At 72.4% G+C, this 20953-nt stretch carries 12 protein-coding genes and 2 pseudogenes; 8 read left to right on the forward strand and 6 right to left on the reverse strand.

What is annotated here, in order from left to right; all coding sequences use genetic code 11:
- From VS93_RS07230 to VS93_RS07245, 4 genes are all read right to left on the reverse strand, one after another.
- Nucleotides 1–1357: endonuclease Q family protein (locus VS93_RS07230; protein ID WP_046469237.1), on the reverse strand; the 1357-nt coding region annotated here is incomplete at its 3' end.
- 52 nt (nucleotides 1358–1409) lie between these two features.
- Nucleotides 1410–2045, reverse strand: a complete 636-nt coding sequence (locus VS93_RS07235) for a TetR/AcrR family transcriptional regulator (protein ID WP_046469238.1) — start codon at nucleotides 2043–2045, stop codon at nucleotides 1410–1412.
- Nucleotides 2046–2097: 52 nt separating this feature from the next.
- Nucleotides 2098–4671: a PEP/pyruvate-binding domain-containing protein gene (locus tag VS93_RS07240; RefSeq protein ID WP_082126685.1), complete on the reverse strand. Its 2574-nt coding sequence runs from the start codon at nucleotides 4669–4671 to the stop codon at nucleotides 2098–2100.
- Entirely contained in the window at nucleotides 4668–6233 is a 1566-nt protein-coding gene (locus VS93_RS07245) for an MFS transporter (RefSeq protein ID WP_082126686.1), read from the reverse strand. The genes VS93_RS07240 and VS93_RS07245 overlap by 4 nt, the downstream gene beginning before the upstream one ends.
- Nucleotides 6234–6641: 408 nt before the next feature.
- On the opposite strand from VS93_RS07245, the pseudogene thrS reads away from it, so the two are divergent.
- Nucleotides 6642–7877: pseudogene (gene thrS / locus VS93_RS07250) on the forward strand (threonine--tRNA ligase); the annotation flags it as partial.
- Nucleotides 7878–7947: 70 nt separating this feature from the next.
- Here thrS and VS93_RS07255 read toward each other — a convergent pair.
- Both VS93_RS07255 and VS93_RS07260 read right to left on the reverse strand, forming a co-directional pair.
- Entirely contained in the window at nucleotides 7948–9348 is a 1401-nt protein-coding gene (locus VS93_RS07255) for an MBL fold metallo-hydrolase (protein WP_046469240.1), read from the reverse strand.
- Nucleotides 9349–9531: 183 nt separating this feature from the next.
- The gene (locus VS93_RS07260) at nucleotides 9532–10608 is read right to left on the reverse strand and encodes a trans-sulfuration enzyme family protein (RefSeq protein WP_236700390.1); all 1077 of its coding nucleotides are present in this window, start codon (nucleotides 10606–10608) and stop codon (nucleotides 9532–9534) included.
- Between the two features lie 350 nt (nucleotides 10609–10958).
- Here VS93_RS07260 and VS93_RS07265 point away from each other — a divergent pair, with 350 nt between their 5' ends.
- The 7 genes and pseudogenes from VS93_RS07265 to VS93_RS07290 all read left to right on the forward strand — a co-directional run bounded on the left by VS93_RS07265 (nucleotide 10959) and on the right by VS93_RS07290 (nucleotide 20953).
- Nucleotides 10959–12098, forward strand: a complete 1140-nt coding sequence (locus VS93_RS07265) for a hypothetical protein (protein WP_201776566.1) — start codon at nucleotides 10959–10961, stop codon at nucleotides 12096–12098.
- Between the two features lie 335 nt (nucleotides 12099–12433).
- Nucleotides 12434–13327: an NTP transferase domain-containing protein gene (locus VS93_RS07270; RefSeq protein ID WP_046469241.1), complete on the forward strand. Its 894-nt coding sequence runs from the start codon at nucleotides 12434–12436 to the stop codon at nucleotides 13325–13327.
- Nucleotides 13328–13332: 5 nt separating this feature from the next.
- Entirely contained in the window at nucleotides 13333–15132 is a 1800-nt protein-coding gene (locus tag VS93_RS07275) for an aldehyde ferredoxin oxidoreductase family protein (RefSeq protein ID WP_046469242.1), read from the forward strand.
- Nucleotides 15129–18026, forward strand: a complete 2898-nt coding sequence (fdhF, locus tag VS93_RS07280) for a formate dehydrogenase subunit alpha (RefSeq protein WP_046469243.1) — start codon at nucleotides 15129–15131, stop codon at nucleotides 18024–18026. The genes VS93_RS07275 and fdhF overlap by 4 nt, the downstream gene beginning before the upstream one ends.
- 80 nt (nucleotides 18027–18106) lie before the next feature.
- Nucleotides 18107–19062: pseudogene (locus VS93_RS30280) on the forward strand (NAD(P)H-dependent oxidoreductase subunit E); the annotation flags it as partial.
- A gap of 27 nt (nucleotides 19063–19089) precedes the next feature.
- Nucleotides 19090–19719 carry an NADH-ubiquinone oxidoreductase-F iron-sulfur binding region domain-containing protein gene (locus VS93_RS32845; RefSeq protein WP_338022685.1) on the forward strand — a complete coding sequence of 210 codons (630 nt, stop codon included), beginning with the start codon at nucleotides 19090–19092 and terminating at the stop codon, nucleotides 19717–19719.
- A gap of 7 nt (nucleotides 19720–19726) precedes the next feature.
- Nucleotides 19727–20953 carry a molybdopterin molybdotransferase MoeA gene (locus VS93_RS07290; RefSeq protein ID WP_052745583.1) on the forward strand — a complete coding sequence of 409 codons (1227 nt, stop codon included), beginning with the start codon at nucleotides 19727–19729 and terminating at the stop codon, nucleotides 20951–20953.

The raw sequence follows: 20953 nt of genomic DNA on the forward strand, positions 1-20953 counted from the left end.
TGGCCACCCGCGCGGAGACCGCGGTGCGTGTGGGCGCGGACGCGGGGACGGCGCCGTCCAGGTCGTCGAATAACGCCGGTGCGTTGCCGGCGCGCAGGTCGCGGAGCTCGCCGGGTTCGAAGAGGCGGATCGTGCCGTACTCCCCGTCGTATCCGGGGTCGCGGATGACCTCGTCGGCGCGCAGCCGGCGGATCGCCTCGGCCAGCGCCGCGCTGTCGCGTTCCAGGTCCGCCAGCGGCACGTCGTCCAGGATCGCCAGCTCGGGGCCGTGGGCCGCGGTCAACGCGTCGATCTCCCGGCGGACCCGCTTGCTCTTCGGCCCCACTCCCACGATCTCGCCGACGATCTCCGGCAGCGGGATGAGGTTGCGGAAGCCGGCCGCGCCCTGGGGACGCGCGGCCTCGGCGCGGTCGGCGAGCGCCTCCACCCGGTGCAGCACCCCCACTGTCACGGGCTTGCCGCAGCTCGGGCAGCGGCCCTGGTGGGCGCGGGTCTCCGCGGGATCCAGCCGCACCTCGCACTTGCGGTGGCCGTCGAGGTGGTACTTGCCCTCCTCCGGGAAGAACTCCACCGTTCCCTCGTAGCCGGCACCGCTCTCCAGGGCGCGGCGGATGGCGAAGTAGTCCAGCTCGGTATCGAAAACGCTGGCCTCGCGCCCCAGCATCGGCGGGGAGTGCGCGTCGGAGTGGCTCACCAGGGTGTAGCCGTCCAGCGCCGACACCCGCCAGTTCATCTCCGGGTCGCTGGACAGCCCGGTCTCCAGGGCGAAGATGTGCCCGGCCAGATCCCGGTAGCAGTCCTCGACCGCGTCGAATCCGGCCTTGGAACCCAGGACCGCGAACCACGGCGTCCAGATGTGGGCCGGAACAAGGTAGGCGCCGTCGCCGCTCTCCAGGGTGATCTCCAGGAGGTCGCGGGAGTCCAGGCCGAGGATCGGGCGCCCGTCGGAGGCGATGTTGCCGATCTTGCCGAGCCGGCGGTTGAACTCCTCGGCCGCCGCGAAGTCCGGCATGTAGCACAGGTGGTGCACCTTGCGGGTGCGGTCGCCGTACTTGTAGATCGTCGAGATCTCCACCGAAAGCATGAAGCGCACATCGCTCCCGCACGTGGGCGGCGTGGCGGGCATCGTGCGGCGCAGCGTCCGCTCGTGCTCCGGGCGCAGCCGGTACAGGCCCGGCTCGGCCGGTTCGAGCACCTCCTGCAGGTGGGCGAACCAGGCCGGGTGCGTGAAGTCGCCGGTACCGACCACGCTGATGCCTTTGCGGCGCGCCCACCAGGTCAGATGCTCGATGTCGCAGTCCTTGCTGCAGGCGCGGGAGTACTTGGAGTGGATGTGCAGATCGGCGTAGTAGCGCACGTTGTCTATCCTGCCAGCAGATCGCGGCCCCCGGGTCCGGCGATCCGCTCGGCTACTCGCCGGAGGCCGCGGTGAAGAGCGGGAGCACTACCTCGTCGACGATGCCGGTGACGATCTCGTCGGGGACCGGTGCGCCGTGGGTGAGGAAGTGGAAGCGCATCAGCGCGTGGCCGGTCTCCAGCTGGCGGTCGGTGATCGCCCCCGCGTCCACCTCGCCGCGTTCGGCGGCCCGCCGGACGATCTCCCGCACGGTGCGCAGGCTGTTCCCGCGCGCGTGCGCGCGGATCTGCGCGGCCTGCTCCGGGTCCCGCAGAGCGTCGCTGAGCAGGCCGCGTATGGCATAGCCGGCGGGACCGGCGAGCTGATCGGCGGCGTTGCGGAGCATGGCCAGCAGGTCGCCGCGCAGGCTGCCCGTGGCGGTGGCCGCCTCGGGGTCGGGCAGCACGTGGTAGACCGCGTCCATGACCAGCTCGACCTTGCCGGGCCAGCGGCGGTACAACGAGGCCTTGCTCGCCCGCGCCCGCTCGGCGACGCGTTCCATGGTCAGCCCCGAGTAGCCGGCCTGGGCGAGTTCGGCCAGGGTCGCCTCGAAGATGGCCGCGTTGAGCGCGTCGCCGCGCCGCCGGGGCCGCTTGCGGTGGTCGGCGGCGGTACCGGCTGCGGCGTGGGCGGCGTTATCGTTCGGCACTGCGGATCTCTTCTTCGTAGGGGTCGGCTGCGGAAACGAGCCTAGAGTCTCATCACGGGCTCCCCGGATGCTGCGGCGTCTCAGCTCCGTCGGCGGCGGTCACCCGGCCGCGGTCGCCGTCCACGGTCACCGGTCGGCCGTCGGTCAGCGTGGCGGTGCCGGTCGCCGACCCCATGACCGCCGGTATGCCGTACTCGCGGGCGACGATCGCGGCGTGGGAGCCCAGCCCGCCGGTGTCGACCACGACGGCCGCCGCGCGCTGGAACAGCGGCGTCCAGGAGGGATTGGTGTAGGGGCAGACGAGGATGTCCCCGCTGCGCAGCCGGCCGAACTCGGTCGGCTCCCGGATCACGCGCACCGGTCCGGTGGCACGCCCGCCGCCCGCGGCGGTGCCCGAGACCAGCGTGTCGGCGTCGCCGGCGGAGGCCGGGAACAGCGCCGCGGGGGAGATGAGCGGTACCCCGGCCATCTCCGCGCGCCGGGCCGCTCGTTCGCGGACGGCGGCCCGGAGCCGCTGCGCGTCCGCCTCCGGGAGCGCCGCGGGGTCGGGGAGTTCCGTCAGCTCCTCCAGCCGCAGATGCAGGACCTCGTCCCGTTCGCTCAGCACACCGGCACGGGCCAGCCGGGTACCCATCTCCAGCAGCGCGCGGCGCAGGGGCGGCAGCACCCGTGTTGCGTGGAAGTGCGTGTCCTCACGCAGGGCGATTCCGTTGCGTGCGGCGCGCACGGCACGCAGCGCCCTCTCCTGCGAACCGGTCCAGCGCAGCGCGCGGTGCTCCAGCAGGCGCCGCTGCGCCTGGCCGGCGCGGTCGGCGGAGGCGGGCTCGGGGGGATCCTCGACGAGGGCCCTGATCGCACCGAGGACGACCTCGGGGGCGTCACTCCAGGTGGGGGCGGAGAGCAACAGCGGACTGGCCGTTTCGCGGTGCCCGTACTCGGCGAGGAAGCCGTCCAGGGCGGCGCGGAAGTCCGCGAACGCGGGGGCGCGGTGCACGCGCTCCGCCAGAGCCTCCGCCTCGTACTCGGCGAAGGCCGCGCGCAGGTCGGGGTCGCGGCGTACCTGCCTCGCCAGCGCGTCCAGCGCGCGGTTGGCGTCCTCGGTGCGGGTCGGCGCGCCCAGGATCAGCGAGGGAAACAGCGCGCCCAGCCCCAGCAGCGTCACCATCAGGCGCAGCCGCAGCAGGCCGACCCCGGCCCGCGGCAGGTAGTCGATCCGCAGGTCGGTGATGATGTTCAGCACCTCCAGCCCATAGCGGGGCAGTCGGACCAGCTCCGGCCAGGTGAGGGCGGCCGGGTCGCGCTCGGCCAGTTCCCGGGCGCGCCGCTGGAACTCCGCGAACCGCGGATCGCACGTCCATTCGGCGGGATCGTAGCGCCGGATCCGGGGCAGCAGCCGGGCGGGCGCACTCAGCACCCGGCGCGTGAGCTGCGGCGACGGCGGAACGAAGCGGTCCACCACCCCGTCCACCTCGGGCACCACGTCGGCGAGATCCGCTCGCAGCCCGGGCATCTCGTCCAGCATCCGGGTGACCATCCGGCCCAGGCCCGGCAGCGTCCACGCGCTCATGTCGAGCGGATAGGGGCGGTAGGGGAACATCTCGATGATCTGCGGCCCGGTGATCCGCTGGATGCGGTTCAACCGCACCGGAGGGGGCGGGACGGCTGTCATCGGCCGCGCCTGGAGCAGCCAGACCTCGCCGTCGGCGTGTGCCCACTCCATGTCCTGCGGGCGGCCGAAGCGCTCGGCGACCGCTGTGCCGAGCTCCGCCAGTTCGGCCAGCACCCCTTGGGACAGCCGGTCCCGGCCGGGCGCCTGTGTGGTGTCGTGGGTGACGCCCCCGCCGGCGGCGCCGCGGACGACGACCTCGCGCTGCCCTGGGCGCCACTCGCGGACCCGCCCGCGCGGGTCCAGCACGTAGCGGTCCGGTGTGACCAGGCCGGAGACGACGGCCTCGCCGAGTCCGCTGCCGGCCTCCAGGACGATCTCGCCGCGTGCACCGGTGACCGGGTTCGCGGTGAGCATCACCCCTGCTGTCTCGGCCTGCACCATGGTCTGCACCACCACGGCGATCCGCACCTCGCCGGAGTCGATGCCGCGGCGGCGCCGGTAGGCGATGGCGCGCTCCGTCCACAGCGACGCCCAGCAGTTCCGCACCGCGTCGAGAACCGCCTCCGCGCCGATGACGTTGAGGTAGGTGTCCTGCTGGCCGGCGAACGCGGCGCCGGGCAGGTCCTCGGCGGTGGCACTGGACCGTACCGCCACCGGGCCCGCGCCGAGGCCCGCGTAGGCGTCGGCGATCGCGGAGCGCACGTCCTCCGGGATCCCGATCCCCGCGAACTCCGCCCGGATCGCCTCGCCGGCGGAGGCGCCGGCCGCGTCCGCCGCGAGATGGGCGTCGATGCGGTCGGAGAGCCCGGTGCGCTCAACGGCCGCGGCGTAGGCGTCCGTCGTGACGACGAAACCGTCGGGGACCCGGTAGCCGGCCCGGACGAGCTCGCCGAGGTTGGCGCCCTTGCCGCCGGCGCGCTGCAGGTCCGCCGAGCCGAAAGCGCGCAGCGGGGCGGCGAACCGGTGTCCGGCGGGAGCCGCGGCCCCGGTGGCGGTCTCACGGGGCGTTTCGGTCATGGAGCACTCCTTGTGTCGGTCCCCTCGGGGGTGGCTGCGAGGTGGGCGGTGGTGCGCAGCGGGCGTGCCGGCAGCGCGAGGGTGAGCAGGAACGCGAGGGCGAGCAGAGGGGTCACGTACCCGAACACCGGCGGGACCGCTTGGCCGAACGCCACCGCGACGGCCTCCTGCGCGCCGGACGGGAGGCTCGCGACGGCCTCCGGGGAGAGCGAGCCGACGCCGCCCGCCCGGTCGGCGAGGTCGGCGGGAAGCCGGTCGGTGAAACGCAGCGTGATCAGCGTGCCGACCACCGCCACGCCGGCGGAGGCGCCGATCTGCCGCAGGAAGGTCACCGTGGAGGTGGCGGCGCCGAGGTCGGCGTGCGCGGCGCTGTTCTGGGCGACCAGTGTCATGACCTGCATGACGAGTCCCAGGCCGAGCCCTATCAGCAGCATCGCGGCGGCCGCGGCGGCCAGGGTGCTCGTGGGGCCCAGCGCCGCCAGCAGGGCCAGGCCGAGCGCCGCCACGGCCGTTCCGGCGATCGGGTACGCCCTGTAGCTCCCGGTCCGGCTGATACGGCGCCCGGAGAGCGTCATGGTGAGGATGGCTCCGCCCATCAGCGCGGTGACCAGCACACCTGCTCGGGTCGCGGTGGTGCCCAGCGCGATCTGCAGGAAGGCCGGCATGTAGCTGACGGCGCCGAACATCGCGAAGCCGATGAGGAAGCTCACGGCGGCGGGGATCGTGAAAGCGCGGTCCCGGAACAGGTGGAGCGGGATGATCGGATCGGCGGCGTGGCGCGCCGTGAGGAGCCAACCCGCGCCGGCGCCCAACGTCACCGCGGCCGCGGTGGTGACGAGCCAGCCGGGGCGGTGCTGTCCGGCCGTGCTGAGGAGCAGTACGGGGCCGGTGACCGCGGTGGCGAGGCAGAGCGCGCCGGCGTAGTCGATCGGAGCGCGTTGCGGAGGGGACGGCAGGCGGCGCAGGGTGCGGGTCACGGTGAGCAGTGCGAGGGCGCCGAACGGGGCGTGGAGGACGAAGATCCAGCGCCACGTCAGCAGGTCGACGAGGAGCCCGCCGACCAGCGGGCCGGCGATCGCTGCGACGATGAAGGCCGACCCGAGGAGGCCGAGGTAGCGGCCTCGTTCACGCGGGCTGACGATCTCGCCGAGGATCGCCTGCGCGCCGATCATCAGCCCGCCGCCGCCCGCCCCCTGCACCGCCCGGGCCGCGATGAGCCACGGCATCGAGGGCGCCAGGGCGCACAGCGCGGCGCCGGCCACGAACACGCCGATCGCGGCCTGCAGCACGGGTCGGCGGCCGAACCGGTCGCCGAGCTTGCCGTAGAGCGGCATGACCGCGGTGGCGGCGACGAGATAGGCGGTGATCACCGCGGACATCCGGTCCAGGCCGCCCAGGTCCCCGGCCACCGCGGGCAGCGCGGGCGCCATGATCGTCTGGTCCAGGGCTCCGAGCAGCATCGTCAGCATCAGCCCGGGCAGCACCCGGCCGATCCGTAGACCTTCGTCGGCCGGGCCGGTCCGCGCCGCAGCGGGAGGAGGCTGCGTGGAGCGGCGTGGCATGGCGGCCTCCGTGGGCGCGGGGCTGTTCCCTTTAGAGAACGGTTAGTTCTCTGAAGGGAATCTACTTCTCCCGACTAAGAAACGCAACGTTCACTCGGTGGTCATCGGCCGGTACGCCCCGGGTGCGGCCCGGTTCCCTCCGTCCGCGCGGGGACGCACGCTGCTCCACTGCCGGCCCGGAGCCGGAGGAACCCGTCCGGCATGACCGAAGAGCCGCTCCCCCCGCGTTTTCCGGCCGGAAAAGACCGGGTGGCCGCCGCTGCCTCTCTGCTACCGTTAACGGCATGAAGCGCGCTGCCGCGACGACGACGCCGGAGAGTGTCCCGGCGCGCTGACCGATGTCTTAAGCCCCGGGGCGAGTGCCCCGGGGCTTCGTAGTGCGGTCACTCGTCCGATACCCGCGAGGAGACCGCCGTGCACGACCACCGCAGGCTCGGCCGCGAGCTGAACCTGTTCGACACCGACCCCCTGATCGGCGCCGGACTGCCGTACTGGCTGCCCGACGGCGCGACCGTGCGGCACACCCTGGAGGAGTACGTCCGCACCGCCGAACGGCGGGCGGGCTACCGGCACGTGTACTCGCCGGTGCTGGGCAAGCGGGAGCTGTACGAGATCTCCGGGCACTGGTCGCACTACAGCGACGACATGTTCCCCCCGATGGATCTGGGGGCGGAGCAGGTGGTGCTGCGGCCGAGCCTGTGTCCGCACCACGCGGTGATCTACCGGTCCCGCTCCCACAGCTACCGCGAACTGCCCCTGCGCATGGCCGAACTGGGCGGCATGTACCGCTCCGAGCCGTCGGGCGTGCTCGGCGGGTTGACCCGCGTCCGGGCGATCCAGCTCAACGACGCGCACGTCTTCTGCACCCCGCACCAGGTCGCCGACGAGGCGCAGGCGGCCCTGGAGATGATCCGCCGAGCCCACGAGGCGCTGGGCATCACTCCGGCCCGCTACCGGCTCTCCCTGCCCGGACCCGGCGGGAAGTACGTCGCCGCCCCCGCGATGTGGCAGCGGTCCACCGCTCTGCTGACCGCTGTCCTGGACCGCTCCGGCCTGCCCTACGAGGCGGTCGAGGGAGAGGCCGCGTTCTACGGCCCCAAGATCGACATCCAGGTCGTCGACAGCGCCGGCCGGGAGTCGACCCTGTCCACCGTCCAGGTCGACTTCCACCAGCCCGAGCGGTTCGGCCTGCACTACATCGGCGCGGACGGCGCGAAACACCGGCCGGTCATGCTGCACCGCAGCATCATCGGCAGCGTGGAGCGAGCCGTCGCCCACCTCGTCGAACAGCACGGCGGCGCCTTCCCCGCCTGGCTCGCCCCCGTCCAGATGGTGATCCTCCCGATCTCCGAGGCCGAGCTGCCCGACGCCGCGGCGTTCGCCCGGCGATGCGCCGGCCTCGGGCTGCGGGCGGAGATCGCCGAACCGGAACGCGGCAGCCTGGGCTCCCGTATCAGGCAGGCCCGCCTTGTGCCTTACCAGGCCGTCATCGGCGCCAAGGAGGCCGCCGCAGACCGTATCGCCCTGCGCCTGCGCGACGGGCGCCGCCTCGATCCACAGCCGGCCGGCGACGTCCTCGCCCGCATTGGCGCTCTCATCGACGCGCACAGCACCGACCTGTGGGACGGCGCCGCATGCTCGTAGCCGGCGACAGCTCAACACCTGCCGCCGCCCGGGACGAGGCGCCGGTGCGCGCGGCGGCGTACTGCGCGGCTCATTCCTCCTGGCTGGTCGGCAGGCCGGCGCGTTTCCAGGCGGTCATGCCGCCGGTGACGTTGAGGACGTCGGTGCGCCCGGCCCGTGCCAGCAGGCTCGCCGCGACCGAGGAGCGGTAGCCGCTGCCGCAGGCCACCGCCACCGGCTTGCCATCGGGGACCTCGCCGAGCCGGTCGGGCAGTTCCGCGCCGGTGATGTAGGCGGCGCCGGGAGCGTGCCCCGCGGCCCACTCGTTGGGCTGGCGGACATCCAGCAGCGTCAGCTCGCCCCGGTCGAGCCGTTCGCGGACCTCCTCCACGGTGATCTGCGGCGTGGTCTCCACGGGCTTGGCGGCACTCCGCCAGGAGGCCATGCCGCCGGCCAGCCAGCCCAGCGGGAGGGGGTAGCCGATACGCGAGAGCTGGGCGACCGCCTCCGGCAGGTCCCCGGACCGGTCGAGGAGCAGCAGCACGCGCGCCCCTTCGGGAAGCGCGGTCCCCGCCCAGGTGGAGAACGCCGAGCCGAGCCCCACGTTGAGGGAACCGGGGATGTGGGCACCGCCGAAGGCCTCCGGGGACCGGGCGTCCAGTACGACCGCCCCTGAACCGCGGTGCCGCTCGAACGCGTCGACATCCAACGCGGGCGGTTCGGCCGGCGCTCCCAGCGGCTCCACCCCCCGCAGGTTCCGGCCGCGCATCCGGCGCCAGTAGGGCGGCACCGCGGGCAGGTTGTCCAACCGGAGACACTCGCGGACGAAGTCCTCGGAGGAGTCCACCGCGGACAGGACGGCGTTCGTGCGGCGCTCGTAGCCAACGGTGGTGGACAGCCGGCTGCCGATGTTGCCCCCGCACAACGAGCCCGCCACGTGGGTGGGGAACACCTGCACCCCGTCGGGCAGGGGGAGCAGCTTGTCCTGGAGTGTCGTGCAGAACGCCCGCGCGGCCTCCCGGGCCTGCTCCGTCCCGCCCAGGAGGTCCGGGCGGGCCAGATCGCCGACGAGCAGCGCGCCCCCGGACAGCAGCAGCGCTGGCGTGTCCGCGCTCATCGAGCGATCGTAGACCAGCAGGCTGATGTGCTCCGGCGTGTGTCCCGGCGTGTGCATCACCCGCAGACCGATGTCCCCGATCTCGACGACCTCGCCGTCCCGCAGCGGCCTGTGCTCGTAACCGAGCTCGCCGGCGGCCGAGCCCCAGAGCCGGGCGCCGGTGCGCTCCCGGAGTTCGGTCAAGCCGGACAGGTAGTCGTTGTGGCCGTGCGAATCGGCCGCGAAGGCGATGCGCATCCCGGCGGCCCGCGCCGCCTCGGTGTAGACGTCGACGTCGCGGCGCGGGTCGAACACCAGAGCCTGACCGGTCTTCTCGTCCCCGACCAGGTAGGACGCGTGCCCTAGCGACTGTAGATAGAACTGCTGGAACAGCACGGTCCGGCCCCCTTCCTGACCGCTCGCCGTCTGGGACGGGCCGGCGGGCCGCGTCCCTCCGACGGGTAGGGCTACCCATGGGCGGCGTCCGGCTACCACCGGCACCCGGAACCGACCACGAGTCTTCACGCGCGGTTGGTGCCGCCGGGGCCGAGCTCGCCGCACCGTGTTCGGCGGTCGGGCCTAAGGGGCCGCCTCCGGCTGCGCGGCGGCCAGGGCCTGGTCGATGTCCTCCCACAGGTCCTCGACGTCCTCGATGCCGGTGCTGAGGCGGATCAGGCCGTCGCTGATCCCGGCCCGCGCCAGCTGTTCGGCACTCAGTTGCCGGTGCGACACGCTGGCCGGGTGCGTCACGAGGGTCTTGACGTCGCCCAGCGAGGGCGCCAGCGAGGCGAGCCGCACCGACTCGGCGAACGCCCGCCCCGCCCGCAGGCCGCCGACCGGTTCGAAGGCCAGCACCCCGCCGTACCCGCCGGACAGCAGCCGCTGCGCGGTACCGTGCCCGGGATGCCCGGGCAGGCCCGGGTAGTGCACCGCCGCGATCCTCGGGTCGGCTTCCAGGCGTTCGGCCAGGATCTGCGCGTTCGCGCACTGGCGCGCCACCCGCACCCCCAGTGTCTGCAACCCGCGCAGCAGCAGCCAGGCAGCGAACGGGTCGAGCACCGCGCCGGACTCCACGGCCCGCTCCCACACAGCACGGCGGGTCGTGTCGTCGGCGAACACCGCGAGACCGCCGAGCACGTCGGAATGGCCACCCAGGTACTTCGTCGCCGAGTGGACGACGACATCGGCGCCGTGCTCGATCGGGCGGCACAGCAGCGGTGTGGCGAAGGTGTTGTCGACGACCGTGGTGACGCCCGCCTCGCGCGCGACCGCGGTGAGCCGCGGCAGGTCGGCGACCTCCCCGGTGGGGTTGGTGATGGTCTCGGCGAACAGGAGGCGGGTGTCCGGTCGGATCGCGGCGCGCACGTTCTCCGGGTCGCCGACCGCGACGTGCGTGACGTCGACGCCCCAGTGCCGCCGCAGGGTGTCGAGGAAGGCCCGGGTCCCGCCGTAGAGGCGGTTCTGGGCCACCACGTGGTCGCCCTGCCGCAGCAGGGCTCCCAGGGTGGAGGCGATCGCGCCCATCCCCGAGCCCGCGGCCTGGGCCCCGGCACCGCCCTCAAGCTCGGCGACCGCCGTCTCCAGGGCGCGGACGGTCGGGTTGCCGTGCCGCGCGTAGACGAAAGCGCCGTCCGGCTCTTCCAAGGAGGCCGCCATGCTCTCGGTGTCGGAGAAGGCGAAGGTGGTGGCCTGGTACAGCGGAACGCCGAGGGGGCTGCCCTCACTGCGGGGGGAGGGGTGTGCGGGTGGACGGCCCTGGAGGCCGGGCGCAGTGCTTCTCTGCCGGAGGGGGCGATGCCGTTCGAAGTCATGTCTCCCAGCGTGCGTGCGAAGCCCGCCCAGGTACAGCCCCTCGCTGCTCCTGAGCGGTTCGCCGGCCGGCTGCCGCGGAGTTCACCGCCCCGCTGGTCCGGTTATCCACCTGTTCTTCCGGAGTTCGCATTCGCGCCCATTTCCGCTTATAGCTTCTGGGCACCCCCGTCCCCCGAGGAGCAGTGGAGCGGTACGTGGCGACGCGGCTTGTCCTCCATATCGGTGTGCAGAAGTCCGGCACGACCTACCTGCAGCAGATGCTGCAGGAACGTGCCCGGGAACTGGCCGAGGCCGGTGTGGGCTACCCACTGCCCCCGGCAGAGAACCGGTCCACCGGACGCAACTACCACGAGACGGCCACCTACGGCCTGCTCGGTACCGAGTACCCGTGGGTGAGCGCCGAACGGGCGGCGGCCGAACGCAGGGCCTGGGAGCGGCTGCTGGAGCAGGTGCGCGACTGGTCCGGAACCGCGGTCGTCTCCGCTGAGGCCCTGTCGGTGGTCCGCGGCGAGGCCGTGCGGCGGGTGATTGAGAGCCTGGACGTCGCCGACGTCCAGGTCGTCATCACCGCGCGCGGACTCGGTCGGCTGCTGCCCTCGGCCTGGCAGCAGCACATCCGCAACGGCCGGGTCCGGGATTTCGGTGCTTACCTGGACGGGCTCGCGGACCTGCGCGACCGCGGGTGGGACGTGGTCGAGAAGGAGGCGGAGGCCCACCTGTGGCGGGCCTATGCCCTGGGGCGGCTGGCCGAGCGGTGGGCCTCGGTCGTCGGCACCGACCGGGTGACGCTCGTCAGCAACCCCGGGTCCCCGGCGGAGTTGCTGTGGCACCGGTTCATGGCGGCCATCGGCCTCGACGGCACCGCCGACCGTCTCCCCGCTCCGGAGACGGGGACCACCGTGCACAGCGGGATAACCGCGGCCGAGGCCGACGTGCTCAGATCGATGAACGCCACCCTGGCGGCAGCGGGCTGGCCGCACGAGGCGGGGATGCTGCTGCGCCAACGCATCATCGAGGACTTCCGGGCGCGCGACGCGCGCGGTCCGCGGCTCGGGATCCCGCCGCGGTACCGCGGCCGGGTGGAGCGGTGGAGCGCTGAGGGCCTTGACGAGCTGGGCGAATCGGGCGTGCGCCTCGTCGGCGACATCGGCGAACTGCGTTATTCCGCCGCCGAGGAGCCGGAGGCCCCGACACCCGCTGACATCGCGCGGGCGGCGGGGACGGCGGTGTCCGCCTCCGCCGCCTGGTCGGATCCGGCTTCCGCGGCCGCACCGCTGGCAGGGCCCTCGCGGCAGCGTGGCGGGCGGCTCCCGCGCCTCTTCGGGGGCGGGTAACCGACCGCCCCCGCCCAACGGGTCCGGGCTTTCCGGTGTCCGTCCCGCAGCGGCGGCGGGACTCCCGGCTCTCTGCGGCCGGGACGTGCGCATCGGCACGTCAAGCGGGCTCCAGGAGTACCACTCTCGGTGATCACCGCGGCGGGCGCCGGGCACCGGACCGCCGCGCGCCGTCCCGCGCCGCGGCCGCCGTTCGCCCTCTTCGGCGGATCGCCGCAGTGTGCGCCGCGGACGTTTCCTGCCGTGCTCACGCTGCGTAGACTGGACTCGGCGCCGAGATAACGATCAAATTTCATGTGGACTGGCGGGGGTGCCGCCAGAGCGGGAGCGCCGACATGACGTATACTGTCTACAGTATGAATTCGAGCGCGGGAGTTGTGCTCGCCGGTGGCCGCTCCTCCAGGATGGGGGCGCCGAAGGCGGCGCTCAACTGGCACGGTTCCACCCTGCTGCGGCACGTCACCGGAGTGGTCGGGCGTGCGGTGGACGGTCCGGTGATCGTCGTGCGGGCCCCCGACCAAGTGCTACCGGAACTGGATCCCGCGGTCGCTGTTCAGGAGGACCCCGAAGAGGGGCGGGGGCCGATGCAGGGGCTCGCCGTCGGCCTGTCGGCCGCGGCGGAACACGCCGAGACCGCTTTCGTGTGCTCCACCGACCTGCCGTTTCTGCACACGGCTTTCGTGCGCGCGGTGCTGCGCGGCTTCCAGCCCGATCCGGCGTCCGGCTGGGCGAACCCGCCCGACGTGGTACTGCCGTTCGTGGGCGGCTTCCGCCAGCCGATGGCCGCCGGCTACCGCACGGATCTCGCGGGCCGGGTGACCAAGCTGCTGGAGGAGCAGCGACTGCGTCCCGCCCACCTCTTCGAGGAATGCGCCGTCCGGCAGATCGACGACGCGGGATTCCTGGCCGATCCCCGGCTGGCCGAAGTCGACCCCGGCCTCGATGCCGTCGTCAACGTCAACACCCCCGAGGAGTACTCGGCGGCGCATGGCCGCCCGGCGCCGGAGATCACCGTGGAGCGGTACGGCGTGCTGGCCACCCGCGGCGGAGGCCGGGGTACGGTCCGGATCAGGGCGGCGAACCTCGCCGACGCCGCGCGGCAGGTGGGGCTGGCGTTCGACGGCCACATCGTGGCGGCCGTCAACGGCGACCAGATCCGCGGCGACGGGAAACTGCCCCTGCTGGCCGGCGACACTGTCTCGTTCTTCTCTGCGGACGCGGGTGGGTGAATGCCATGCGGACCCCTGGAGGCTACTGCGGCCAGGCCCTGGTCGTCGACGTTTCCGACGGCTCGACGACGGTGCTGCCGCTGCCCGAGGACGTACTACGCGGCTACCTCGGGGGCGCCGGCCTCGGCACCTGGCTGCTGACCGAACTCGCTCCGGCCGGTGTCGCCCCTCTGGACCCGGCCGCGCCGTTGGCGTTCGTGTTCTCCCCGCTGGTGGGAACCCCCCTGACGACGAGCGCCAAGTTCGCCGTGGTGGCCAAGTCGCCGCTCACCGGCCTGCTCAACGATGCCCTGTCCTCCAGCCACTTCGCGATCTCGGGCAAGTTCACCGGGCACGACGCGATCGTGGTCACCGGCCGCGCGCAGGCGCCCGCCAACCTCCTGATCGATGAGGAGGGCGTCCGCCTGGTCGACGCGGCGGCGCAGTGGGGCATGTCGGCCGCCGAGGCCGAGGAGTCGGTCCGGGAGCAGTACGGCCGCAAGTGGCGGGCGGCGAGTATCGGACCGGCAGGGGAGCGGGCGGTCCGCTACGCCACCATCTCGCACGACGGACGGCACGCCGGCCGCGGCGGGCTGGGCGCCGTGCTCGGCGCCAAGAACATCAAGTGCGTCGCGGTGCGGGGCGGCAAGCGGGTGGAGCTGGCCGACCGGGAGGCGGTGCTCGCGGCGGCCAAGGACCTGCGCAACCGCTCGTTCGGGCCCGCCACGGAGAAGTACCGCGAGCTGGGCACGCTGTCCAACCTGCTCGCCTTCAACGCCATCAGCACGCTGCCCACCCGCAACTTCCAGAGCGCCACCTTCGCCGACGCGCCCAACCTGTCGGCCGAGGACCTCGCGCAGAGCCGGTCGGTGGCCAGGTCCAGCTGCGCCTCCTGCAGCATCGGCTGCGAGCACATCTACGCCTCGAAAGGCGGCACGAAGGCGCGGGTGGAGTACGAGAACGTCTTCGCCCTCGGACCGATGTGCGGGGTTTCGGACCCCGACCAGGTGCTCGAAGCGAGCGCCCGTTGCGACGAGCTCGGCCTGGACACCATTTCGGCGGGCGGCACGATCGCCTGGGCCATGGAGTGCGTGGACCGGGGCCTGCTCGACGTGCCGTGGCTGCGGTTCGGGGACGGGGCCGCGCTGCTGCGGGCGCTGGACGAGATCGGTGCGCGCACCGGTGTCGGGGACATGCTCGCCGAGGGCTCCCGGCGCGCCTCCGAAATCGTCGGGCAGGGCTCGGGGGCGTTCGCGCCGCATGTCAAGGGCCTGGAGATGCCCGGATACGAGCCGCGCACGATGCAGTCGATGGCGCTGGGGCTGGCGGTCAACGCCCGCGGCGCCGACCACAACCGCTCGGGCGCCTACGAGGCCGACCTCAAAGCTGGGCTGGACCGGGTGCACGGCACGGCCGAGCACGTGCGGGCCGCCATCCAGACCGAGGACCGGGCCGCGGTCATGGACTCACTGATCTTCTGCAAGTTCCTCCGCGGAGTGTTCACCGAGCCCTTCGAGGAATGGGCGCTCCTGCTGTCGCACGTCACCGGTTGGGACGTCGACGGGGAGGAACTGCGCGAGACCGCGCGCCGCATCGTCATGGCCAAGCGCGCCTACAACCTTCGGGAGGGATGGACCGCAAGCGATGACTGGCTACCCGAGCGCTTCCTCGACGGGTCGCTCTCTCTGGGCTCCGGGCGCACCGCGACACTGCCCCCGGAGCGTCTACGCATGATGATCGACACCTACTACGCCGAACGTGGGCTGGGCCGGGATGGTCGGCCGCTCGTGATGTCGACTGATTCAAGAACGGAGTCGAGAACATGACACAGACCAACCATGCTCCGGCCGATACCGAACAGCGGACTGTATCGCTCACCATCGACGGCCGAGAGCTCACCGTCCCCGAGGGGACGACCATCTGGCAGGCGGCCAAGGAGGCGGGGATCGAGATCCCCGCTCTGTGTCACGACGAACGCTACGACCCGGTGGGCGTCTGCCGGATGTGCGTGGTCGACACGGGGGGCCGGACCTTCCCGGCCTCGTGCATCCGCCCCTGCGAGTCCGGTATGGAGGTCGCGACGTCGACACCGGAGGTCGAACGCAGCCGTGCGGTGCTCACCGAGCTGCTCCTCGCCGACCAGCCACCCCGCGAGGAGGACCCCAAGCAGACGACGACGGCCGACAACGAGCTCATCGAGGTCGCCGACAACTACGACATCGCCACGATCGACGACCTGTTCAAGGGCCCCGGCCGCGGCACCGACACCTCCAACCCGGTGATCGCCGTCGACCACGACTCCTGCATCCTGTGCGACCGGTGCGTCCGCGCGTGCGACGACGTCCAGGGCAACGACGTCATCGGGCGCAGCGGCAAGGGCTACTCGACGCGCATCGCGTTCGACCTCAACGACCCGATGGGCGAGTCCTCCTGCGTCACCTGCGGCGAGTGCGTCTCCGCGTGCCCCACCGGCGCGCTGACCAACAAGCCGATCAACAACATCCCGATCCGGCCGCGCTCCGAGCTCGACGCGGTCGACACGGTGTGCCCGTACTGCGGTGTCGGCTGCGCGCTGACCTACTACGTCGACCGCGAGCGCGGCGGGATCTCGTTCGCCGAGGGCCGCAACCAGCCGGGCAACCAGGGCAGGCTCTGCGTGAAGGGCCGCTACGGCTGGGACTACGCGGCCTCACCGCAGCGGCTCACCGCGCCGCTGATCCGCGTCGACTCCTCCTACCCCAAGGGGCCGCTGTCGGCCGATGTCAAGGACGAGGCGCAGCAGAGCAACGGCAAGCGCGGGCGCGGCCGCAAGCCGGGAGGGCTGGTGCCCTACGAGGAGGTGCTGCCCCACTTCCGCGAGGCCACCTGGGACGAAGCGCTGGACCTGGTGGCCAGGAGGCTCGGCGGGATCTTCGCCGAAAGCGGGCCCGAGGGGATCGCGGGCTTCGGCTCGGCGAAGTGCTCCAACGAGGAGGCCTACCTCTTCCAGAAGCTGATCCGCACGGCCTTCCGCACCAACAACGTCGACCACTGCACCCGGCTGTGCCACGCCTCCAGCGTGGCCGCACTGTTCGAGGGCGTCGGCTCCGGCGCGGTCTCGACCACCTACGGCGACATCACCAATGCGGACGTCGCGATCATCACCGGCAGCAACGCGACGGCCAACCACCCGGTGGCGTCGTCCTTCTTCAAGCAGGCGCGGCGCAACGGCACCAAGATCATCTACGTTGACCCGCGCAGCGGAACGGTCGCCGACCACGCCGACATCTTCTGCCAGCTCAAGCCCGGTACGGACGTGGCCCTCTACAACGGGATCATGCACGAGGTCATCCGGCTGGGACTGGTCGACCGGGACTTCCTCGCAAGCCGCACCACCAACTACGAGGAACTCGCCCGCACCGTCGAGGCCTACCCGCCGGAGCTGGCGGCGCAGATCACCGGTGTCGACGCGGACACGATCCGCGAGATCGCCCGGCTCTGGGGCGAGGCGAACGCCGGCGTCATCTACTGGGGCATGGGCATCTCGCAGCACACCACGGGCACCGACAATGCGCGCTGCCTCATCGCGATGTGCTCCATCACCGGCAACGTCGGCCGGCCGGGGACCGGGCTGCACCCGCTGCGCGGGCAGAACAACGTGCAGGGCGCTTCCGACGCCGGGCTCATCCCGATGTTCTACCCCAACTACCAGTCGGCGGGCGACGAGAAGGCCCGCGTCCTCTTCGAGGAGGCATGGGGGACCGAGCTCAACCCGGAGAAGGGGCTCACCGTCACCGAGATCATCAAGTCGATCCTCGACGGCGGCGTGCGCGGCATGTACATGCTGGGGGAGAACCCCTTCCTGTCCGACCCCAACATCAACAAGGTCCGCAAGGCGCTGTCCCAGCTGGACTTCCTGGTGGTGCAGGACATCTTCCTCACCGAGACCGCGGAGTTCGCCGACGTCATCCTCCCGGCCTCGTCGTACCTGGAGAAGGACGGCACCTACACCAACACCGACCGCCGGGTGCAGCGCGGCCGCAAGGTCTTCGACCCGCCGGGCGACGCCCGGGTCGACTGGGAGATCGTGCAGGAGATCGCGCAGCGGCTGGGGCTGGACTGGAACTACCGGTCCCCGCAAGAGGTGTTCGACGAGATGGTCCCCCTCATGCCGGACTACGCCAACCTGAGCTACGACAACCTCGGCTCGGAGGGCAAGCTCTATCCCAACCCCGACCCCGAGCACACTGACGGCACGGTGGTGCTGTTCGACGACCGGTTCAACACCGCCGACGGGCTGGCGCACCTGGTGCCCGCCGAGTGGCTGCCGGGTAAGGAGCTGCCCAGCGAGGAGTACCCCTACGTGCTCAACACCGGCCGGCTGCTGGAGCACTGGCACACCGGCTCGATGACGCGGCGCTCGTTCGCCCTGGACAGCATCGCGCCGCGCGCCGAGGCCTACGTGCACCCCGAGGACGCCGACGAGCTCGGGCTCAAGGACGGCGAACTCGCCAGGGTGACCTCCCGGCGCGGCGAGATCGTGCTCAACGTCAAGATCTCGCACCGGGAGGCCCGCGGGAACATCTTCATCCCGTTCCACTTCCGGGAGGCAGCGGCGAACCTGCTGACGATCGACGAGATCGACCCGATGGGCAAGATCCCGGAGTTCAAGTTCTGCGCCGTACGGATAGCTCCCGTGGCGGACCGTGTAAGCACCACAGTCGGAGGTAGCGCATCATGACGTTGGAGGCTCACCATCAGGCGAAGGTCCCCGGCGTCGAGGCGCGGGCCGGCAAGTTCCGAGGGCCGAGCCTGATCCCCATGCTCATGGCCATCCAGGAGCGCTGCGGCTGGCTGCCGCGGGAGGAACTCGAAGCGCTCGCCCGCGAGCAGCGGCGGCCGCTCTACGAGATCGAGGGCCTGATCTCGTTCTATCCGCACTTTCGGACCGAGCCGCCGCAGGGCGCCACCGTGGGGCTCTGCCACGACCTGGCGTGCTGGCTGAAGGGGTCCGAGGAGCGGATCGCGCAGCTGCGCGAGCGGTACGGCGACACCGGGGACGTGGAGATCACCGGGATCTCCTGCCCCGGCCGCTGCGACATCGCGCCGGCCGCGACCGTGGACGACCGTCCCGGCCGGGTCGAGGAGATCCCCGCCCTGCTGGAGGCCCGGCGCGGCGGCAGCAGGGAACCGGGGCCGACCGTCGCCTACGGGCCCGAGGGCGGCTGGCCGAACGACCCCTATGAGCGGGTCGAACACCGCTACGGGGCGCTTCGGGCGCTGCTGTCCGGTGAGATCACACCGGAACAGGTCATCGACAACCTGCAGCGGTCGGGCCTGCGCGGCATGGGCGGCGCGGGCTTCCCGACGGGCAGGAAGTGGGAGCTGGTCCGCACGACCGAAGGCAGCCTCAAGTACGCAATCTGCAACGCCGACGAGTCCGAGCCGGGCACCTTCAAGGACCGCCAGCTTCTGGCCGAGCAGGCGCACCTGGTGCTTGAGGGCCTGCTGATGGGGATGGTCGTCACCGGCGCGAGGAGGGGTGGGTCTTCATCCGCCACGAGTACGGCCCCGAGGAGGCCGTGCTGCACGCCGAGATCGAGCACCTGCGGGAGCTGGGGCTGATCGGGCACGACGTCCTCGGCAGCGGCCGCACGCTCAGCCTGGACATCTTCACCTCACCCGGCGGCTACATCCTCGGCGAGGAGACCGCGCTGATCGAGTGCATGGAAGGGCACCGGGGAGAGCCCCGCAACAAGCCGCCGTTCCCCGGGGTCTACGGGCTGTGGGGCAAGCCCACCCTGATGAACTCGGTCGAGACCTTCGCCGACGTGCCGATCATCGCCTCGCGCGGCGCCGACTGGTGGAAGGACCAGGGGACGGGCGACAGCACCGGGCTGAAGTTCTTCGCGGTATCGGGCCACGTCGAGAAGCCGGGTGTCTACTGCGTGCCGATGGGCACCAGCATCCGCGACCTCATCGACCTCGCCGGCGGTGTCGCGGGCGGCGCGGAGCTCGACTGCGTCCAGCCCGGGGGCGCGTCGTCGAACTTCCTGGGCGTGGAGCACCTCGACACCCCGCTCGACTTCGGCACCCTGGCCGAGGCCGGCTCGATGCTGGGGTCCGGGGCGCTCGTCGTCATCGCGAAGGGAACGGACACGCTGGCGGCGGCGACCAACGTGCTGCGGTTCTTCCGCAACGAGTCCTGCGGTAAGTGCGTCCCCTGCCGGGTAGGCTCCACCAAGGCCCACGAGCTGCTCACCGACACGCTGCAGGCCGGCGGCGAGCTGAGCGACGAGCGCCGCGAGCGCCTGCGCGAGCTTGAGACCGTGATGCGCAAGACCTCGATCTGCGGGCTGGGGCAGGTGGCCATGGGGCCGGTCGTGAGCGTCCTGGACCAGCGGGGCGACGGCGCCGCGGAGCCGCCGGAGTGAGGTGGGATTGAGCGCTACGGAGTTCTTCACGGCGCTGCCCGTGTCGGAGGCGCTGGCGGGGTTCCGGCCGCGCCGGCGCACCGGCACGGAGCCGGTCGACCGCGAGGCGGCCCTGGGCCGCGTGCCCGCGGCGGCGGTGACCTCGGGTGCGGCGCTGCCCGGGTTCGCCCGCTCCACCGTCGACGGGTACGCGGTCCGCGCCGCGGACACCTACGGCGCCAGCGACGCGCTGCCCGCCTACTTCGATCTGATCGGCAGCGTGCGGATGGGCGCGCCCGCTGATGTCGCCGTCCGCCCGGGCGCGGCGGTGCAGATCCCCACCGGCGCCGCCATCCCGCACGAGGCCGACGCGGTCGTCATGGTCGAGCACACGCAGGTCACCATGCCCGGGGTGATCGAGGTGACGAGGCCGATCGCCGTCGGAGGGGGTGTCGTGCGTGCGGACGAGGACGTCGCCGTCGGCGCCGAGCTCGCCCCGGCCGGGCGGGCACTGCGCGCCCAGGACCTCGGCCTGCTCGCCGCGGCGGGAGTCACGCGGGTCGAGGTGCGCGCCCGGCCGCGGGTGGGCGTCATCTCCACGGGTGACGAGGTGGTGCCCCCGGACACCGCGGAACTGGGGCCCGGCCAGGTGCGGGACGCGACCGCGTCCGCGCTGGCCGCGCTGGTGGCGGAGGCGGGAGGCGAGCCGTCGCCGCGGGGGATTGTACCAGACGACGTCGACGCCCTGGCCGGCACGCTGGAGGCGGCCGTGCGGGACTGCGATGTCGTGGTGGTCTCGGCCGGTTCGTCGGTCGGGGCGCGGGACGAGACGACCGCCGCCGTCCGGTCCCTGGGCGATTCGAGCGTCTACTGCCACGGTCTGGCCATCAAGCCGGGAAAGCCCACACTGCTCGCCGAGTGCTCGGGCGTGCCGGTCATCGGGCTGCCCGGCAACCCGCTGTCGGCCCTGGTCGTCTTCCGGCAGGTCGGACTGCCGGTGCTGCGCCGGGTCGGCGGTATCACGCACCCGCCCGCGGAGCCGACCACCGCGGCCACCATGGAGCGCGCGGTCGCATCGGCGGCGGGCAGGCTGGACGTCGTCCAGGTGCGGTTGCGCGACGGTGTCGCCACACCGCTGTTCGGGGCCTCGGCGCTGCTGTCCCTGCTCACCAACGCGGACGGCTACGTCGTGATCCCCGAGGCGGCCACCGGGCTCGACGCGCAGGCGGCCGTGACCGTAACGATGTACAGGTAG

It is taken from the genome of Allosalinactinospora lopnorensis (assembly GCF_000981225.1).
In the GTDB taxonomy this organism is placed as follows: domain Bacteria; phylum Actinomycetota; class Actinomycetes; order Streptosporangiales; family Streptosporangiaceae; genus Allosalinactinospora; species Allosalinactinospora lopnorensis.